The 16,827-nt window shown below is 71.3% G+C and carries 18 protein-coding genes; 9 read left to right on the plus strand and 9 right to left on the minus strand.

From position 1 onward, the window contains the following. Positions 1 to 3: 3 nt before the first annotated feature. The 3 genes from OHS82_RS32395 to OHS82_RS32405 all read right to left on the minus strand — a co-directional run bounded on the left by OHS82_RS32395 (position 4) and on the right by OHS82_RS32405 (position 2,818). Positions 4 to 1,461, minus strand: coding sequence for a peptidoglycan D,D-transpeptidase FtsI family protein (locus tag OHS82_RS32395; RefSeq protein ID WP_057581258.1), 1,458 nt, complete (start codon positions 1,459 to 1,461; stop codon positions 4 to 6). A gap of 79 nt (positions 1,462 to 1,540) precedes the next feature. Then, complete coding sequence (locus tag OHS82_RS32400) at positions 1,541 to 2,011, minus strand: GNAT family N-acetyltransferase (protein ID WP_057581259.1); 471 nt, start codon at positions 2,009 to 2,011, stop codon at positions 1,541 to 1,543. A 33-nt stretch (positions 2,012 to 2,044) separates the two neighbouring features. Continuing rightward, entirely contained in the window at positions 2,045 to 2,818 is a 774-nt protein-coding gene (locus OHS82_RS32405; RefSeq protein WP_057581260.1) for an IclR family transcriptional regulator, read from the minus strand. 123 nt (positions 2,819 to 2,941) lie between these two features. On the opposite strand from OHS82_RS32405, the gene OHS82_RS32410 reads away from it, so the two are divergent. The 5 genes from OHS82_RS32410 to OHS82_RS32430 all read left to right on the plus strand — a co-directional run bounded on the left by OHS82_RS32410 (position 2,942) and on the right by OHS82_RS32430 (position 7,681). Beyond that, positions 2,942 to 4,471: an aldehyde dehydrogenase (NADP(+)) gene (locus OHS82_RS32410; RefSeq protein WP_079041438.1), complete on the plus strand. Its 1,530-nt coding sequence runs from the start codon at positions 2,942 to 2,944 to the stop codon at positions 4,469 to 4,471. Between the two features lie 37 nt (positions 4,472 to 4,508). Beyond that, entirely contained in the window at positions 4,509 to 5,117 is a 609-nt protein-coding gene (locus OHS82_RS32415; protein ID WP_057581262.1) for a DUF1349 domain-containing protein, read from the plus strand. Positions 5,118 to 5,173: 56 nt separating this feature from the next. Further along, positions 5,174 to 5,680 carry a GNAT family N-acetyltransferase gene (locus OHS82_RS32420; protein ID WP_199863885.1) on the plus strand — a complete coding sequence of 169 codons (507 nt, stop codon included), beginning with the start codon at positions 5,174 to 5,176 and terminating at the stop codon, positions 5,678 to 5,680. A 136-nt stretch (positions 5,681 to 5,816) separates the two neighbouring features. Continuing rightward, on the plus strand, positions 5,817 to 6,533 hold the full coding sequence (locus OHS82_RS32425; protein ID WP_057581263.1) for a DsbA family oxidoreductase: 717 nt from the start codon (positions 5,817 to 5,819) through the stop codon (positions 6,531 to 6,533). 95 nt (positions 6,534 to 6,628) lie between these two features. Then, complete coding sequence (locus tag OHS82_RS32430; RefSeq protein WP_328435065.1) at positions 6,629 to 7,681, plus strand: aminotransferase class V-fold PLP-dependent enzyme; 1,053 nt, start codon at positions 6,629 to 6,631, stop codon at positions 7,679 to 7,681. A gap of 75 nt (positions 7,682 to 7,756) precedes the next feature. Here OHS82_RS32430 and thpD read toward each other — a convergent pair whose 3' ends face one another. From thpD to OHS82_RS32460, 6 genes are all read right to left on the minus strand, one after another. Continuing rightward, positions 7,757 to 8,644, minus strand: coding sequence for an ectoine hydroxylase (gene thpD / locus OHS82_RS32435; RefSeq protein WP_328435066.1), 888 nt, complete (start codon positions 8,642 to 8,644; stop codon positions 7,757 to 7,759). Continuing rightward, positions 8,641 to 9,054 (minus strand): ectoine synthase, encoded by a 414-nt coding sequence (locus tag OHS82_RS32440; RefSeq protein ID WP_057581266.1) that lies wholly within the window; start codon positions 9,052 to 9,054, stop codon positions 8,641 to 8,643. Before OHS82_RS32440 ends, thpD begins: the two co-directional genes overlap by 4 nt. 94 nt (positions 9,055 to 9,148) lie before the next feature. Further along, positions 9,149 to 10,420, minus strand: a complete 1,272-nt coding sequence (ectB, locus tag OHS82_RS32445; RefSeq protein ID WP_057581267.1) for a diaminobutyrate--2-oxoglutarate transaminase — start codon at positions 10,418 to 10,420, stop codon at positions 9,149 to 9,151. A 76-nt stretch (positions 10,421 to 10,496) separates the two neighbouring features. Continuing rightward, complete coding sequence (ectA, locus tag OHS82_RS32450) at positions 10,497 to 11,003, minus strand: diaminobutyrate acetyltransferase (protein ID WP_057581268.1); 507 nt, start codon at positions 11,001 to 11,003, stop codon at positions 10,497 to 10,499. A gap of 269 nt (positions 11,004 to 11,272) precedes the next feature. Continuing rightward, positions 11,273 to 11,800: a DinB family protein gene (locus tag OHS82_RS32455; protein ID WP_057581269.1), complete on the minus strand. Its 528-nt coding sequence runs from the start codon at positions 11,798 to 11,800 to the stop codon at positions 11,273 to 11,275. A 72-nt stretch (positions 11,801 to 11,872) separates the two neighbouring features. Continuing rightward, on the minus strand, positions 11,873 to 12,973 hold the full coding sequence (locus OHS82_RS32460; protein WP_057581270.1) for an aminotransferase class V-fold PLP-dependent enzyme: 1,101 nt from the start codon (positions 12,971 to 12,973) through the stop codon (positions 11,873 to 11,875). A gap of 174 nt (positions 12,974 to 13,147) precedes the next feature. On the opposite strand from OHS82_RS32460, the gene OHS82_RS32465 reads away from it, so the two are divergent. Genes OHS82_RS32465 through OHS82_RS32480 form a run of 4 tightly spaced genes read left to right on the plus strand, consistent with a single transcriptional unit; the run spans position 13,148 to position 16,721 of the window. Beyond that, positions 13,148 to 13,999: a transporter substrate-binding domain-containing protein gene (locus OHS82_RS32465; RefSeq protein ID WP_328435067.1), complete on the plus strand. Its 852-nt coding sequence runs from the start codon at positions 13,148 to 13,150 to the stop codon at positions 13,997 to 13,999. Beyond that, entirely contained in the window at positions 13,996 to 14,829 is an 834-nt protein-coding gene (locus OHS82_RS32470; RefSeq protein ID WP_057581334.1) for an amino acid ABC transporter permease, read from the plus strand. Before OHS82_RS32465 ends, OHS82_RS32470 begins: the two co-directional genes overlap by 4 nt. Then, a complete protein-coding gene (locus OHS82_RS32475; protein WP_057581274.1) occupies positions 14,826 to 15,620 on the plus strand; it encodes an amino acid ABC transporter ATP-binding protein in 795 nt (264 codons plus the stop codon). Before OHS82_RS32470 ends, OHS82_RS32475 begins: the two co-directional genes overlap by 4 nt. 9 nt (positions 15,621 to 15,629) lie before the next feature. Continuing rightward, on the plus strand, positions 15,630 to 16,721 hold the full coding sequence (locus OHS82_RS32480) for an amidohydrolase family protein (protein WP_057581276.1): 1,092 nt from the start codon (positions 15,630 to 15,632) through the stop codon (positions 16,719 to 16,721). The last annotated feature ends 106 nt before the right edge of the window (positions 16,722 to 16,827 follow it).

The following is a 16,827-nucleotide window of genomic DNA, read 5'->3' on the forward strand; positions in this document are numbered from 1 at the left end:
CGGTCACTTCCGCAGCGCCGCCTTCATCATCGCCTTCGCGACGGGCGCGGCCAGGCCGTTGCCGCTGACCTCGGAACGCGCCGCGTCCGACTGCTCGACCACGACCGCGACGGCGACCTGCGCGCCGGACGAGTCCGACTTGCCGTACGAGGTGAACCAGGCGTACGGGGCCTTGCTGTTGTTCTCGCCGTTCTGGGCGGTGCCCGTCTTGCCGCCTACGGTGACGCCGTCGATGAGCGCGTTGGTGCCCGTGCCCTTCTCGACGACCGTCTGCATCGCCGACCGCAGCTGCTCGGCGGTCGAGGAGCTGACCACCTGGGTGGTGGCCGCCTTGTCGTCGTAGTCCTCCAGGACGTCGCCGCCGCCGTTCGTGATCTGCTCGACCATGTGCGGCGAGACCAGCTTGCCGCCGTTGGCGAGGGCCGCCGACACCATGGCCATCTGCAGCGGGGTCGCCGTCACGTCGAACTGGCCGATGCCGGTCAGCGCGGTCGACGAGGCGTCCATGCCGGACGGGTACACGCTCGCGTAGGCCCGTACCGGCACGTCCTGGCTGTCGTCGTCGAAGCCGAACCTGTCGGCCATCGTCTTCAGCTTGTCCTGACCGAGCTGGACGGCCATGTGCGCGAAGACGTTGTTGCAGGAGTACTGCAGCGCGACCCGGATCGAGGCGTCCTCGCAGGGCGCGGACGTGTTCTCGTTGTTCAGGTCCGTCCGCGTGCCCGGCAGGGTGTACGGGTCCGCGCTGTCGGTCCTCTCGTCCACGGACGTGTACAGCCCGTCCTCCAGCGCGGCGGCGGCCACCACCAGCTTGAACGTCGAGCCCGGCGCCAGCGGCTGCCGCAGCGCCCGGTTGACGAGGGGCTTGTCGGGGTCGGCGTTCAGCTTCTTCCAGGCCGTGCCGGCGGTGTCGGCGTCGGTCAGCGACGACGGGTCGTACGACGGGGTCGAGACGACCGCGAGGATCCGGCCCGTCGCCGGGTCGATGGCGACGGCCGCGCCCTTCTTGTCGCCGAGCGCGTCGTACGCCGCCTTCTGCACCGCCGGGTCGATCGTGGTGAGCACGTCGCCCGGGTCCGCCCGCTGGTTCGTGACCGTGTCCAGGACCGTCTTCAGCCGGGGGTCCGTGCCGTTGAGCAGGTCCGCGTACACGCCCTCCAGCTGCGTCGGGGCGTAGCTCTGCGAGGCGTAGCCGGTGACCGCCGCGTACAGCTCGCCGTTCGTGTAGGTGCGCTTGTATCTGAGGTCGCTGTCCGAGGTGACGGCCGAGCCGGTGATCGCCTTCCCGGCCACGATGATGTTCCCGAGCGGCGCCGCGTACGTCGTGATCGCGTTGCGCCGGTTGTGGGTGTCGTCCGCGAGCGCCCGGCCCTCGTAGAACTGCACCCAGGTCGCCCGCAGCAGCAGGGCGAACACCAGCAGCAGCGTGAAGACCGAGGCGCGTCTGATCGTCTTGTTCATGGCATGGGAAAGACGAACGGGACGGGGGGGTGCGTTCCCTCCGTCCCGGTTTCTCATCGCCTGTTCATCTGCGCCCGGCTCAGTTCTCCAGCCGCAGGACGACTTCCTCGATCTCCGCCGCGCGCGCGGCGGCGTACCCGGTGGCGCGGGCGGTGGGCACGAAGCCGCACTTCACGAGGACCCGGAGCGAACCGGCGTTGTCGGCCGCCGCCCGCGCGAACAGCGGACGCTCCGGGACCTCGGCGAGCAGGACCGTCAGCGCCGCCGTGGCGATGCCCCGGCCCCAGTACGCACGGTCCACCCAGTACGTCACCTCGCGCTCGCCCGGCTCCCCGTACACGGCCGCGCTGCCCACCACGTCTCCGTCCACCAGGATCGTGCGCACCACGGCGGAGGAGGCGCGGATCCTCTTCCAGCGGTCGTCGAAGGCGTCCCGGTCGGTCGGGTCCTCCGGGGTGAAGGCGGCCATGGCGAGGGACTCGGGGTCGTTCGTCTGCCGGAAGAACACCGGCAGATCGCTGTCGTGGACCCGGCGCAGAGCGATCGGCATACCGCAGAGCCTAGAGCCTTGCCGTCCCGGCGTTCACAGCCGCCGGGTGGCCAGGGTCAGCCGGTCGCGTGCGTCGAACAGGGCGTCCTTCACCAGCTGCTCGTGGGCCGGCGTGAGCCGCGCCACCGGAACCGAGCAACTGATCGCGTCCCGGGCCGGTGTGCGGTAGGGGATCGCCACGCCGAAGCAGCGCAGGCCCAGGGTGTTCTCCTCGCGGTCCACCGCGAAGCCCTGCTCGCGGACCTGGTGCAGCTCCTCGATGAGCTTCTCGCGGTCCGTGATCGTGTGCTCGGTGAGCGCCGGGAGCGTCTCCGGCAGCAGCTTGCGGACCTGCTCGTCGGTGTGGGTGCTCAGCAGGGCCTTGCCGAGCGAGGTGGAGTGCGCGGGCAGCCGGCGGCCGACGCGGGTGAACGGGCGCAGGTAGTGCTGCGACTGGCGGGTGGCGAGGTAGACGACGTTCGTGCCGTCCAGCCGGGCCAGGTGGATGGTCTCGGTGGTGTCGTCCGAGAGCCGGTCCAGGGTCGGCCGGGCGGAGGCGACCACCTCGTCGCCGTCGATGTACGAGGTGCCGACGAGCAGCGCTCGCACCCCGATGCCGTACCGCGTGCCCGTCGCGTCCGTCTCCACCCAGCCCAGTTCCACGAGCGTGCGCAGCAACATGTACAGACTCGACTTGGGGTATCCGACGGCCTCCTGGACCGACGCGAGGGAGTGCATCCCGGGGCGGCCGGCGAAGTATTCCAGCAGCTCAACCGTTCTCACCGCGGACTTGACCTGCGCTCCGCCCCCCGTCTCGACAGCCGACATCGCCCTTGACCCCTTCGTTCGACGGGAAATACGCTCCGACAGCATATTCAGCATCAGAGACAGCGTTCAGCCTATCGAACGCCCCTGGTGGATGAGCCAGTACCAAACGTGGAGGGACCCGCGGTGGCAGCAGCACCAGTCTGGAGTGTCGACCCCCGAACCGGGAAGCAGCGCGAACAGGTTGCGGTGGAGGCCACAGCCCAGGAGGTCGACGCCGTCGTCCGTGCCGCCCACGAAACGCGCGGCTCCCTCACGGACCGCACCGTCCGCGCGGCCTTCCTGCGCTCCGCCGCCGACCGCCTCCAGGCCGCAAAGGACACCCTCGTCGAGGTGGCCGACGCCGAGACCGCGCTCGGCCCGGTCCGGCTGAACGGCGAGCTCGCCCGCACCTGCTACCAGCTGCGCGCGTTCGCCGACATCGTCGACGAGGGCGCCTTCCTCGACGTCGTCGTCGACCACCCCGACGACACCGCCACCCCGCCCGTTCCCGACCTGCGCCGCTACAAGGTGCCGCTCGGCGTGGTGGCCGTGTACTCGGCGTCGAACTTCCCCTTCGCCTTCTCCGTCGTCGGCGGCGACACCGCCAGCGCGCTGGCGGCCGGCAACCCGGTCGTCGTCAAGTCCCACCCCGACCACCCGGGGCTGTCCGAGCTGGTCGCCAAGGTGGTGCGCACGGCCGCCGCCGAGCACGGCGTCCCGGCGAGCGTGCTCGGCCTCGTGCACGGCTTCGACGCCGGCCTCGAGCTGATCCGGCACCCGTTGGTCGCCGCCGCCGGCTTCACCGGCTCGATCCGGGGCGGACGGGCCCTGTTCGACGCGGCGGCCGCCCGGCCGACGCCGATCCCGTTCCACGGGGAGCTGGGGTCGCTGAACCCCGTCGTGGTGACCGAGGCGGCCGCCGCCGAGCGCGCCGAGGCCATCGGGACCGGTCTCGCCGGGTCGATGACGCTGGGCGTGGGGCAGTTCTGCGTCAAGCCCGGGCTGGTCCTGGTGCCGTCCGGCGCGGCCGGCGACGGGCTGCTCAAGTCCCTGACCGACGCCGTGAGCGACACCGAGGCGGGCGTGCTGCTCGACCACCGGATGCGGGACAACTTCGTCGCCGGGGTCGCCGAGCGCGCCGGGCTGCCCGACGTGGAGTCGCCGGTCACCCCCGGCGCGGGCGGGGAGCACACCGTCAGCGCGGGGTTCCTGACCGTGCCCGCCGCCCGGCTCACCGCCGAGGGCGAGCACGACCTGCTGCTCGAGGAGTGCTTCGGGCCGGTCACCGTCGTGGCCCGCTACGAGGACGACGACGAGGTCAGGGCCGTGCTGTCGCGGCTGCCGGGCAACCTCACGGCGACCGTCCAGCTGTCCGAGGGCGAGGCGGCCGGCGAGGGACGCGGCGGGGAGATCCTCGCCGAGCTGACGCCGCTGGCCGGGCGCGTGCTGGTGAACGGCTGGCCGACCGGCGTCGCCGTCGCACCGGCGCAGCACCACGGCGGGCCCTATCCCGCCACCACGTCGACCTCCACCTCGGTGGGCGGCACCGCGATCGAACGGTGGCTGCGGCCGGTCGCCTACCAGAACACCCCCGCCGCGCTGCTCCCCGTGGAGCTGCGGGACGACAACGAGCTGGGTCTTCCGCGCCGGTTCAACGGGCGGCTGGAGCGATAGCGCATGAGCCTGCGCGCGGACGTCCGATAATCAGACCATGGACTTCTCGCTCCCCGAACTGCCCTTTCCCCTCCGGACGTACGGGCCCGACGGGCACTGGTTCCACGAGGACGGGGTGCTCACCGGGTGGGCCGGAGCGCGGCAGGACCGGTTCGTGACGCCCACCGGGGAGGCGTTGGACGCCGCCGCCGACGCCCCCCGGCTGCTGGGGGCCCCGGAGGGCGACTTCCAGCTGATCGCGCGGGTCACGGTCGGATTCACCGGGGCCTTCGACGCGGGGACGCTGTACGTCCAGGTCGGCGAGCGGGCCTGGGCCAAGCTCTGTCTGGAGTACTCCCCGGACGTGGCGACCGTCTGCACGGTGGTCACCCGGGGACACTCCGACGACGCCAACGCCTTCACCGTGGAGGGGAGTTCGGTCTGGCTGCGGGTGAGCCGGACCGGTCGCGCCTTCGCCTTCCACGCCTCCCGCGACGGCCGCCGCTGGACCTTCGTCCGCCTGTTCACCCTGGGCGACGAGGAGCTGACCGGCGCGGCCCTGGTCGGCTTCATGACGCAGTCGCCGATCGGGGAGGGATGCGTGGTGACCTACGACCACCTCGAGTTCAGGCCCGAGTGGCCGGACGACCTGAGGGACGGCAGCTGACCGGTTTCGCGACCGGGGGACGGAACCGGGGCGACGGTCGTCACGTCCTCCCGGGCATGATCGGAGATCGCGTCACCGCAGACCGGGTGATCCGCACGGCCGTGCCCGCCGAGACGGCGGCGGTCGCCGCCCTGCACGCGCGGGCGCGGGCCACGTACTACCCCGACGGGGTCCCCGAGGACGGCACGGACTGGCTCGCCAACTGGCGCACGGCCGTCGAGCGGCGGGACGGGCATGTGCTGTGCGTCCTCGAGCGGGGGCGGATCGTCGGCCTGGCCTCCTTCCGCACGCCGGAGGGCGCGCCCGCGCACGCGGTCAAGCTGTTCCAGTTCCACGTCGACCCCGGCCACTGGCGTGCCGGGATCGGTACGGCCCTGCACGCGGCCTGTGTCCAGCAGTGGCGGGCGGACGGCCGCCGCACGGCCGTGCTCGACGTGCACGTCGACAACCGGCGGGCGCAGGCCTTCTACACCCGTCAGGGCTGGGTCCCGGACCCGGAGCACCCGCCCGCCGAGGGGGATCACCACCTGTGGCTCAGGTTCCGGGTGCCCGACGGCTCCTGACCGGCGGCGGGGGAGTGGGGAGCGGCGGGCGGGAGCGGCGGGCGGCGAACGGGGAATGAAGCGGGCTGCTTGAACGTTCATGCACCTGGCGGAGGGAACCTCCGTGTCAGCCGCACGACCTGAAGAGAGCCGAGACATGCGCGTCGAGATCTGGAGCGACATCGCCTGCCCGTGGTGCTACGTGGGCAAGGCCCGCTTCGAGAAGGCGCTCGAGGCCTTCCCGCACCGCGACCAGGTCGAGGTGATCCACCGTTCCTTCGAGCTGGACCCGGGCCGTGCCAAGGGCGACGTCCAGCCCGTGCTCGCCATGCTCACCAAGAAGTACGGGATGAGCCAGGCGCAGGCGCAGGCCGGCGAGGAGAACCTGGGCGCGCAGGCCGCCGCCGAGGGCCTCGACTACCGCACCCGGGACCGCGACCACGGCAACACCTTCGACATGCACCGTCTGCTGCACTTCGCCAAGGAGCAGAGCCGCCAGGACGAGCTGATCCAGATCCTCTACCGGGCGAACTTCGCCGAGGAGCGGTCCGTCTTCACCGAGGGCGACGAGCGGCTCGTGGAGCTGGCGGTGGAGGCCGGTCTGGACGCCGACGCCGCCCGCACGGTCCTCGCCGACCGGACCGCGTACGCCGACGAGGTCCGCGCCGACGAGCGCGAGGCCGCGGAGCTCGGCGCGAACGGCGTGCCGTTCTTCGTCCTCGACCGCGCCTACGGAGTCTCGGGCGCCCAGCCCGCGGAGGTCTTCACCCAGGCCCTGAACCGGGCGTGGGGGGACCGCTCACCGCTGCAGCTGATCGACGACGGTGGCGCGCAGGCCTGCGGCCCGGACGGCTGCGAGGTTCCCCAGCGCTGAAACCGCAGGTCAGCGCCCATCCATAAGTGTTGCTTAGCGGAATCGCGTAAAAATCGGCAATGGACGGGGAGATCCGCGGGGCCCAGAGTGGACGCATGGAGACCTTCGAGAGCCTCGTCCGTGCCGAGTTCACCCCGAAGACCACGTACCTGAACACCGCGAGCAACGGTCTGCTGCCCGCGCGGGCCGTCGCCGCCCTGCAGGAGGCGGCGCTGCTGCGGGCGGAGGGCCGGCCGCTGACCCCGCTGTACGAGGACGTCGAGGCCTGCCGGGCCGCATACGCCCGGCTGACCGGCGTCCCCGCGACCCGGGTGGCTCTCGGCGCCTCGGTCGCCGCGCACTCCGGTGTGATCGCCGCCTCGCTCCCGGCCGGCGCCGAAGTGCTCACCGCCGAGGACGACTTCACGTCCGTGCTGAACCCGTTCCACGTCCGCGGCGACCTCAAGGTCCGTGCCGTCCCGTTGGAGCGGATCGCCGAGTCCGTCCGTCCCGGCACCGCGCTGGTCGCCGTCAGCGCCGCGCAGTCCGCCGACGGCCGGATCGCCGACCTGCCCGCCCTGCGGGAAGCGGCCCGGGAGCACGGGGCGCGCACCTACGTCGACTTCTCGCAGGCGGCCGGATGGCTGCCAGCAGAGGCCGGCGCGTACGACTTCTCCGCCGCCGTGTCCTTCAAATGGCTGCTCGGCCCGCACGGCACGGCGTTCCTCGTCGTCCCGGAGGACCTCGGCGGGCTGGCGCCGATCCTCGCGGGATGGGTGGCCGGCGAGGAGCCCTGGAACAGCTGCTACGGCCCGGTGGCCGAACTCGCCCGCTCCGCACGGCGGTTCGACCTGACACACGCCCTGTCCGGCTACGCCGGCCTGCGACGCTCCCTCGAACTGGTGGAGGAGATCGGCGTCGAGGCGATCGGCGCCCACGACCTGTCCCTCGCCGACCGCTTCCGCGCCGGACTCGCCACGCTCGGACACGAACCCCTCCCCGCGCCCGGCTCCGCGATCGTCTCGGTGCCCGGACTCGGTCATCGTCAGCCCGGGTTGGCCGCGGCGGGCATCCAGGTCTCCGACCGCGCCGGCAATCTGCGCGCCGCCTTCCACCTCTACAACACGGAGGCCGACGTCGACCGTCTGCTGGAGGTCCTGGCGGGCTGACGCGACCGACCGCCCCCGGAAGGTTCCGGCGGCGGTCGGTCGGGTCAGCCCGGCGTCAGGGGGCCGCGCAGCGGTTCACCGCACCGGGGTGAAGTCCCGCGCCCCGATGAACTCCGGACGGCGGATCGGCGCCGCGAACGGCTCCACGGCCGTGTTCTCCACGCTGTTGAACACGATGAAGACGTTGCTGCGCGGGAACGGCGTGATGTTGTCGCCCGACCCGTGCATGCAGTTGCAGTCGAACCAGGTCGCCGACCCGGCCTTGCCGGTGAACAGCCTGATGCCGTGGTCGCCGGCCAGCGAGGTGAGCGCCTCGTCGGACGGCGTGCCGGCGTCCTGCATCTGCAGCGACTGCTTGTAGTTGTCCTTGGGCGTGGCGCCGGCGCAGCCGAGGAACGTCCGGTGCGAGCCCGGCATGATCATGAGCCCGCCGTTGGTGTCGAAGTTCTCGGTCAGCGCGATCGACACGGACACCGTCCGCATGTTCGGCAGACCGTCCTCGGCGTGCCAGGTCTCGAAGTCGGAGTGCCAGTAGAAGCCCCCGGCCCCGAAGCCCGGCTTGACGTTGATCCGCGACTGGTGGACGTACACGTCCGACCCCAGGATCTGCCGGGCCCTGCCGACGACCCGCTCGTCACGGACCAGCGCGGCGAACACCTGGCTGATCTTGTGCACCTCGAAGACGGACCGGATCTCCTTCGAACGCGGCTCGACGATCGACCGCTCGTCCGCCCGGATCTCCGGGTCGGCGACGAGCCGCTCCAGCTCACGCCGGTACACGGCGACCTCGTCGTCGCCGATCAGCTGGTCGACGGTGAGGAAGCCGTCGCGCTCGTACGACCGCAGACCGGCGGCCGGGATCGGGCCGGGGGCGTCGGGGGAGCCCCAGACGACGGGGTCCTGACGGGGGACGGACACCTCGGTGGTGCCACGGGTGGGGTAGAGATCGGTGAGCGTGGTCACGATGCCTGCACCTCCTCGGGCTCGGTCAGCAGGGGGTAGACGCCGTTCTCGTCGTGGTCCTCCCGTCCGGTCACCGGCGGGTTGAACACGCAGAGGCAGCGGAAGTCCTCCTTGACGCGCAGCGTGTGCCGCTCGTGCCCGTCGAGGAGGTACATGGTCCCGGGCGTGACGGTGTGCGTCAGCCCGCTCTCGTGGTCGGTCAGCTCGGCCTCGCCCTCGACGCAGACGACGGCCTCGATGTGGTTCGCGTAGTGCATCGACGTCTCGGTGCCCGCGTACAGAATCGTTTCGTGCAGCGAGAATCCGACCCGTTCCCGGGCCAGGACGATGCGCTTGCTCTCCCAGGTGCCGGACGCCGCCCGCACATGCCGGTCGGTGCCCTCGATGTCCTTGAACGAACGGACGATCACGGTGTCGCGATGCCTCCTAGGTAGGTGACGGATGGCCGGCCGCGGAAGCGGCCGGGTGGGCGGGCCGGGGTCGCGCCCGGCCCGCACGGGAGCGTCAGAGGGTCTCCCGCACGGCCCGGGCCACGATGCTGAGGCCCTCGTCCAGCTCCTCCGGGGTGATGGTCAGCGCCGGCAGCAGCTTGACGACCTCGCTCTCCGGGCCGGACGTCTCGATCAGCAGCCCGAGTTCGAAGGCGCGCTGCGCCACCCGGCCGGCCCGCGCCTTCTCGTGGAACTCCAGGCCCCACACCAGACCGCGGCCCCGGTACTCCTTGACGTCGGCGAGGTTCTCCTCGGTGATCGAGATCAGCCCCTGCTCGACCTGCTCGCCGCGCGCCCGGGTCTGCTTCTCCATGGCCGACCCGTCGGCCCAGTACGTCTCGAGCGCGGCGGTGGCGGTGACGAAGGCCGGGTTGTTGCCGCGGAAGGTGCCGTTGTGCTCGCCCGGCTCCCACACGTCGAGCTCCGGCCGGAACAGGCAGAGCGACATGGGCAGCCCGTAGCCGCTGATGGACTTGGACACCGTGACGATGTCCGGGACGATTCCGGCCTCCTCGAAGGAGAAGAAGGCCCCGGTGCGCCCGCACCCCATCTGGATGTCGTCGACGATCAGCAGCATGTCCTGGCGCTCGCACAGCTCCTTGAGCGCGCGCAGCCACTCCGGACGCGCGGCGTTGATGCCGCCCTCGCCCTGCACGGTCTCGACGATCACAGCGGCGGGCTTGTTGAGGCCGGAGCCCTGGTCCTCGAGCAGCCGCTCGAACCAGAGGAAGTCCGGGACCTGACCGTCGAAGTAGTTGTCGAACGGCATGGGCGTGCCGTGCACCAGGGGGACGCCGGCGCCGGCCCGCTTGAAGGCGTTGCCGGTCACGGCGAGCGACCCGAGGGACATGCCGTGGAACGCGTTGGTGAACGACACGATGGCCTCGCGGCCCTTCACCTTGCGCGCCAGCTTCAGCGCGGACTCCACGGCGTTGGTGCCGGTCGGGCCCGGGAACATGACCTTGTAGGGCAGGTCACGGGGGCGCAGCACCAGGTCCTGGAAGGTCTGCAGGAACGTCCGCTTGGCGACGGTCGACATGTCGAGCCCGTGCGTGACGCCGTCCCGCAACAGGTAGTCGATCAGCGCCCGTTTCAGCACGGGGTTGTTGTGGCCGTAGTTGAGCGATCCGGCGCCGGCGAAGAAGTCCAGGTACCGATGGCCGTCCTCGTCGTACATGCGGCTGCCCTGCGCGCGGTCGAAGACGACGGGCCAGCCGCGGCAGTAGCTGCGCACCTCGGACTCGAGGGTCTCGAAGACGCTGAGGTCGGGCTGGGTGAGGGTCACGGCGAAAACACTCCTTGGTGTGGGGTCGGCAGGAGAGCGGTAACGGGGTGCGCGGACGCGGGGGAGCGCGGGGAGATCAGAAGGAGAGCGGGCCGATCCGGTACAGCACCTCGGGGTCGTGCGGGCCGTCGGGGAACAGCCCGGCGTCGAACAGCACCTCGCGGGTGACGGTCGCCCCGTGCCGTTCGGCGAACGAGGCGAACAGCCGCTCGGAGGCGGTGTTGCCCGGCGTGATGGTGGTCTCGACGGCGGTGAGCGGGCGCTGCGCGGCGAGCCGCGCGGTCAGCCCGTCGAGCAGTGCGGCGGCGAGTCCGCGACCCCGGTGTGCGGCGTCGACGGCCACCTGCCAGACCAGCAGGGTGTGCGGGTCCTGCGGCCGTACGTAGCCGGTGACGAACCCGACCGGCTCGCCGCCCTCCGCACGCGCCACCGCCGAGGTGGCGGCGAAGTCGCGGCACCACAGCAGGTAGCTGTAGGAGGAGTTCAGATCGAGCGTTCCGGATTCCTTGGCGAGACGCCAGAGGGCGGCTCCGTCAGCCACCGACGGGCGGTCGATACGCAGGTCTGCTTGTGCGGCAGTCATGCGGATTGAACTTACCGAGCGAAATTCGATAACGCATGGAGAGGCCGTGGTGATTCCGTGATGCCACAGAGACTGAACGTCAGTTTGTCCGCTTTCGCACCGTGCAAAAGGTGCATATAGTCGAGCTTGTGCAATGCGTCACGCAGTTCCCGGGCGTCCGGAAATCGCTGCGTTTAGATATTCGGGAGCGGGGCAGAAGAACTCGGGAAACCTATCGTCGGGAAGTTCCCTGGAAAATACCTGGAATGAATTCCCGAATTACCTTCCGTTCAGGTTCCGGTCACTCCGTCGAGGCGCTCGCGGAGAATGTCGGCGTGGCCGTTGTGGCGGGCGTACTCCTCGATCATGTGGAGGAGCACCCAGCGCAGGCTGATCTCGAGCCCGGTCATCGGGCCGTCCACGATCCGGCCGGTGTCCTCGAGCGACCGCCCGGCGATCAGCTCGCGCCCGCGGGCGATCTCCCGCCGCCAGACGGTCAGCGCCTCGTCGAGCCCGCGGTCCGCGTCGAGTGCGTAGCCGGTCCTCTCCCCGAAGACCGGCGGCACCTCGAGACCGGCGAACGCCCGCTGGAACCAGTTGCGTTCGACCTCGGCGAGATGCTGCACCAGACCGAGGAGGGTGAGCGAGGACGGCTCGGCGGACGCCGTCCGCGCCTGCTCGTCGTCCAGCCCGGCGCACTTCAGCTCCAGCGTCGCCCGGTGGAACGCCAGCCAGCTCTCCAGCATGGGGAGTTCCTCGCCGGTCAGCAGCGGGACCGGGCGGCCGTCGGGAAGTGTCCGGTGCGCATCCGTCGTCATTCCGGCAGCATGCCATCCGCCCCGGCGCCGACGGTCGATTCCGGCCGCCTCCGGCCGGTCCCGTCGCTCCCCTCAGCTCCGGTCGTCCTCCGTGGCCCGGAGGGCGGCGGCCGGGTCGACGGTCAGGCCCCTCTCCGCCAGTGCGGCGCCCAGAGCGGCCAGGGATCCGCGCACCGCGTCCAGGGTGGCGTCCGCCCCGTAGTGGTTGACCCGGATCATCTCGCCGGCCAGCGCGCCGCCGCCCGCGGCCAGCGGCAGTGCGGGGTCGCTCGCCAGCGCCCGGGCCACCAGCTCCGACGCCGGCACGCCCGCGGGCGCCCGCAGCGTCGTGGCGACCGGCGCCGCCTCCGCCGGGTCGTGCACGTACGGCTCGAGCCCGCCGCCCAGCGCCAGCGCGCCCGCCCGCGTCGCCGCCGCCGCGGACGCGTGCCGGGCCATGAACGTCTTCAGCCCCTCGGTCTCGATCCGCTCGACGCACGCCTCGAGGGCCAGCATCTCCAGCTGCGCCGGCGCGTGCAGCAGGGCCTTGCGGCCGCCGTCGATCCACCGCTGCTTCCAGTCCAGCAGGGACAGGTACGAGCGGCGCGGGGCTGTCGGGTTCGCGGACATCCGCGCCCACGCCCGCTCGCTCACCGCGACCGCCGAGACGCCTGCCGGGCCGCCCATCGCCTTCTGCGCGCCGATCACGCACAGGTCCACGCCCCACGCGTCCGGCAGCACCGGCTCCGCGCCGATCGAGGCGACCGCGTCCAGCGAGAAGAGCGCGCCGTGCTCCCGCACCACCTCGCCGATCTCGGCGACCGGGTTGGTGTTGCCGGTCGCCGCCTCCGCGTGCACCAGCGACACGAAGTCGATCTCCGGGTGCTCGGCGAACGCCTCGCGGACCTGTGCGGCCGTCACCGCCGTGTGGAAGGGGACCGCCAGGTCGATCACGGTCGCGCCGCAGTCCCGCAGCCAGTCGCCGAAGGTCTGCCCGTACGGGCCGGTGATCACGTTGAGGGCCGTGGTGCCCGGACCCGCGGCGCCCCGGATCGCCCCTTCCAGCGGCAGCAGCGCCTCGCCCTGCGTGACCACGACGTCCTGCCGGGTGTCCAGCAGTCGCGCCACCCGGGCCTCGATCGAGGCGAAATGTGCGGCGCTCAGCGGTGCGAGGTCCAGGAACGGGTGTGTCACGACGGTGCTCTCTTCACTGACGGGGTAGAGGTGACGAGAGTAACCGGGACGTCCTCCCCCCTCCCCACCGGTGACTTCGCAGGCCCGACGGCCTCGTGACCATCGGATTGGTTTGAGACTCCCAAACATCTCCTTATAATCGGAACCCTTAGTTCCCTTACAGGAAGGCCCGCCGTGATCACCCTCTCCGGGCGCCGGACCCGCATCCTGGCCGCTGCCACCGCGACGGCCGGGCTCGTGCTCGTGGCCGCCTGCACGTCGAGCGACGGCGGCGGCAGTGGCTCCAAGACCGCCGCCGGCGGGGTCGAGCTCGTCAAGGCGGGCCAGCTCACCACCTGCACCCACCTGCCCTACCCGCCCTTCCAGTCGGAGATCGACGGCAAGGTGCAGGGCTTCGACGTCTCCCTGATCGACTTGGTCGCCAAGAACCTCGGCGTGAAGCAGGCGATCGTCGACACGCCCTTCGAGAACTTCAAGACCGGCGCCTTCCTCAACTCCGGCCAGTGCGACCTCGCCGCGGCCGGCATGACCATCACCGACGAGCGCAAGAAGAACGTCGACTTCTCCGACCCCTACTTCGAGGCCACGCAGGCCGTCCTCGTCGACAAGGGCGCGGGCGTCTCCTCGCTCGCCGACGTGAAGTCCAAGGGCGTCAAGCTGGGCGCGCAGGCGCAGACCACCGGCGAGGACTATGCCGAGAAGCAGGGCTTCGACGCGGTCTCCTTCGAGTCCTCCGACGCCGTCCTCAACGGACTGCGCACCGGCCAGGTCAAGGCCGTCATCATCGACTACCCGGTGGTCCAGGGCTGGCTGAAGGACAAGGCCAACGCCGACGCCTTCAAGGTCGTCGACAACCTCAACACCGGCGAGCAGTACGGCTTCACGGTGAAGAAGGGCAACGCGAAGCTGGTCGCCGCGATCAACAAGGCGCTGGCGGACGCGAAGGCCGACGGCACGTACAAGACGCTGTACGAGAAGTGGATCGGCCCGTACGACGCGTCCGCGGCCTCCCCGTCGGCGTCATGACCGCCGCGGACGTACCGCTCCAGCCGAAGAAGAAGGGACTGACCCGGCGGCAGAAGCGCCGGCTGTCCCGCGGCGCGCAGTACGCCGTGTTCGTCGCCGCCGTGATCGTCTTCGCGGTGACGGCCGACTGGGGCCGGCTGAAGAACCAGTTCGCCCAGTGGGACATCGCGAAGGAGATGTTCCCGGACGTCATCACGCTCGCGCTGAAGAACACCGTCCTGTACACGCTGTCGGGCTTCCTGCTGGGGCTGGTGCTCGGCCTGGTCATCGCGCTGATGAGGTTGTCCTCGGTCGGCCCGTACCGCTGGGTGGCCGGCGTGTACATCGAGATCTTCCGCGGTCTGCCCGCCCTGCTGATCTTCGTGTTCATCGGCGTGGCCGTGCCGCTGGCCTTCCCCGGCACGGAGATCGTCGGCGGCACCTACGGCAAGGCGGCCCTCGCGCTCGGCCTGGTGGGCGCCGCGTACATGGCGGAGACGTTCCGCGCGGGCATCCAGGCGGTGCCCAAGGGGCAGATGGAGGCGGCGCGCTCGCTCGGCTTCTCGCCGGCCCGCGCGATGATCTCCATCGTCATCCCGCAGGCGTTCCGGATCATCCTGCCGCCGCTCACCAACGAACTGATCATCCTCTTCAAGGACTCCTCCCTGGTCCTGCTCCTCGGCGTGACCCTTGAGGAGCGCGAACTGTCCAAGTTCGGCCGGGACCTGGCCAGCGACACCGCCAACTCCACGCCGATCCTGGTCGCCGGCCTGTGCTACCTGCTGGTGACCGTCCCGCTCGGCTTCGTCGTGCGCCGCATGGAGGCCAAGGCCCAGGAGGCCGTGAAATGAGCCGACCCGAGATCGAAGTGCGCGGCCTGCACAAGGCGTTCGGCGACAACGAGGTGCTCCAGGGCATCGACCTGGAGATCGGCCGGGGCGAGGTCGTCTGCGTGATCGGCCCCTCCGGCTCCGGCAAGTCGACGCTGCTGCGCTGCGTGAACCTGCTGGAGGAGCCCACGAGCGGCCAGGTCTTCGTCGGCGGCACGGAGCTCACCGACCCCGACGTCGACATCGACGCCGTGCGACGCCGTATCGGCATGGTCTTCCAGCAGTTCAACCTGTTCCCGCACCTGTCGGTGACCGAGAACCTGACGCTGCCGCAGCGCCGGGTGCTGGGCCGTGGCAAGGCGGAGGCCGCGAAGGTCGCCGCCCAGAACCTGGAGCGGGTGGGCCTGTCGGAGAAGGCGCACGCCTATCCCGCCTCCCTCTCCGGCGGCCAGCAGCAGCGCGTCGCGATCGCCCGCGCCCTGGCCATGGGCCCCGACGTGATGCTCTTCGACGAGCCGACGTCGGCGCTCGACCCGGAGCTGGTCGGCGACGTCCTGGCCGTCATGCGCATGCTGGCGAACGAGGGCATGACGATGATGGTCGTCACCCACGAGATGACCTTCGCCCGCGAGGTCGCCGACCGGGTCGTCTTCATGGACGGCGGAGTGATCGTCGAGGACGGCGCCCCCGCCCAGGTCATCGGCGCACCGCGGCACGAGCGCACCCGCCACTTCCTCTCCCGCCTCCTCGACCCGGCGATGGCCGACGTGGAGGAGGAGACCTCCGACCAGGTGGGCAGGAGCACTGGCTAGGGTGCACGCATGAGCGATCATCCGGTGCTGCACGTGAAGGGCAGGGTCCTGACCGGGCCCGACGACGTCCGCGACGAGCTGTGGGTCGTCGACGGCCGGATCTCCTACGACCGTCCCGCAGGGGCCCGTGAGGTCCGCACCGTCGAGGGCTGGGCGCTGCCCGGTCTCGTCGACGCGCACTGCCATGTGGGCCTCGGAGGGCACGGGCCGGTCGAACCCGACGTCGCGGAGAAGCAGGCGCTCACCGACCGCGAGGCCGGCGCCCTGCTGCTGCGGGACGCCGGCTCACCCTCGGACACCCGCTGGACCGACGACCGCGACGACCTCCCGAAGATCATCCGGGCGGGCCGGCACATCGCCCGCACCCGCCGATATCTGCGCGGCTACGCGCACGAGATCGAGCCCGACGACCTCGTCGCGTACGTCGCCCGGGAGGCCCGGCGCGGCGACGGCTGGGTCAAGCTGGTCGGCGACTGGATCGACCGCGAGGCCGGCGATCTGGCCCCCAGCTGGCCGCGGGCGGCGGCCGAGGCGGCCATCGCCGAGGCCCACCGGCTGGGCGCGCGCGTCACGGCGCACTGCTTCGCCGAGAACTCGCTGCGTGATCTGGTCGAGTCCGGCATCGACTGCATCGAGCACGCGACGGGTCTGACGGACGACCTCGTCCCGCTGTTCGCCGAACGGGGCGTGGCGATCGTCCCGACCCTGGTCAACATCGCCACCTTCCCGGATCTCGCCGCCGGCGGGGAGGCCAAGTTCCCGCGCTGGTCGGCCCATATCCGCAGGCTCCACGCCCACCGGTACGACACCGTCCGCTCCGCCTACGACGCCGGCATCCCGGTCTTCGTCGGCACGGACGCCGGCGGCACGCTGCCGCACGGTCTGGTGGCGGCGGAGGTCGCCGAGCTGGTGACCGCGGGCATCCCCCCGTTGCAGGCGCTCTCCGCGACGACGTGGGGCGCACGCGCGTGGCTCGGACGCCCCGGCCTGGACGAGGGCGCTCCGGCGGACCTGGTGGTGTACGAGACGGACCCGCGGGCGGACGTCCGCGTGCTGGCGGCGCCCCGCAGGGTCGTGCTGAACGGGAAGATCGTGGGCTGAGGCGCGCCGAACCGGTGACCTGAGGCGCGCGGACCGTGGCCTGAGGCGCTCCGAGGAGTGTGCCGCGAGGGTGACGACGCAGAACGTACGTGCCGGTGGATTCGAA

Source organism: Streptomyces sp. NBC_00425, assembly GCF_036030735.1.
Classification (GTDB): Bacteria; Actinomycetota; Actinomycetes; order Streptomycetales; family Streptomycetaceae; genus Streptomyces.

Excerpts from the sequence above, each read along its gene's own strand:
- OHS82_RS32395 (WP_057581258.1), bottom strand. The coding sequence starts at position 1,461 with ATGAACAAGACGATCAGACGCGCCTCGGTCTTCACGCTGCTGCTGGTG.
- OHS82_RS32400 (WP_057581259.1), bottom strand. The coding sequence starts at position 2,011 with ATGCCGATCGCTCTGCGCCGGGTCCACGACAGCGATCTGCCGGTGTTC.
- OHS82_RS32405 (WP_057581260.1), bottom strand. The coding sequence starts at position 2,818 with ATGTCGGCTGTCGAGACGGGGGGCGGAGCGCAGGTCAAGTCCGCGGTG.
- OHS82_RS32415 (WP_057581262.1), top strand. The coding sequence starts at position 4,509 with ATGGACTTCTCGCTCCCCGAACTGCCCTTTCCCCTCCGGACGTACGGG.
- OHS82_RS32420 (WP_199863885.1), top strand. The coding sequence starts at position 5,174 with ATGATCGGAGATCGCGTCACCGCAGACCGGGTGATCCGCACGGCCGTG.
- OHS82_RS32425 (WP_057581263.1), top strand. The coding sequence starts at position 5,817 with ATGCGCGTCGAGATCTGGAGCGACATCGCCTGCCCGTGGTGCTACGTG.
- OHS82_RS32430 (WP_328435065.1), top strand. The coding sequence starts at position 6,629 with ATGGAGACCTTCGAGAGCCTCGTCCGTGCCGAGTTCACCCCGAAGACC.
- ectA (WP_057581268.1), bottom strand. The coding sequence starts at position 11,003 with ATGACTGCCGCACAAGCAGACCTGCGTATCGACCGCCCGTCGGTGGCT.
- OHS82_RS32455 (WP_057581269.1), bottom strand. The coding sequence starts at position 11,800 with ATGACGACGGATGCGCACCGGACACTTCCCGACGGCCGCCCGGTCCCG.
- OHS82_RS32470 (WP_057581334.1), top strand. The coding sequence starts at position 13,996 with ATGACCGCCGCGGACGTACCGCTCCAGCCGAAGAAGAAGGGACTGACC.
- OHS82_RS32475 (WP_057581274.1), top strand. The coding sequence starts at position 14,826 with ATGAGCCGACCCGAGATCGAAGTGCGCGGCCTGCACAAGGCGTTCGGC.
- OHS82_RS32480 (WP_057581276.1), top strand. The coding sequence starts at position 15,630 with ATGAGCGATCATCCGGTGCTGCACGTGAAGGGCAGGGTCCTGACCGGG.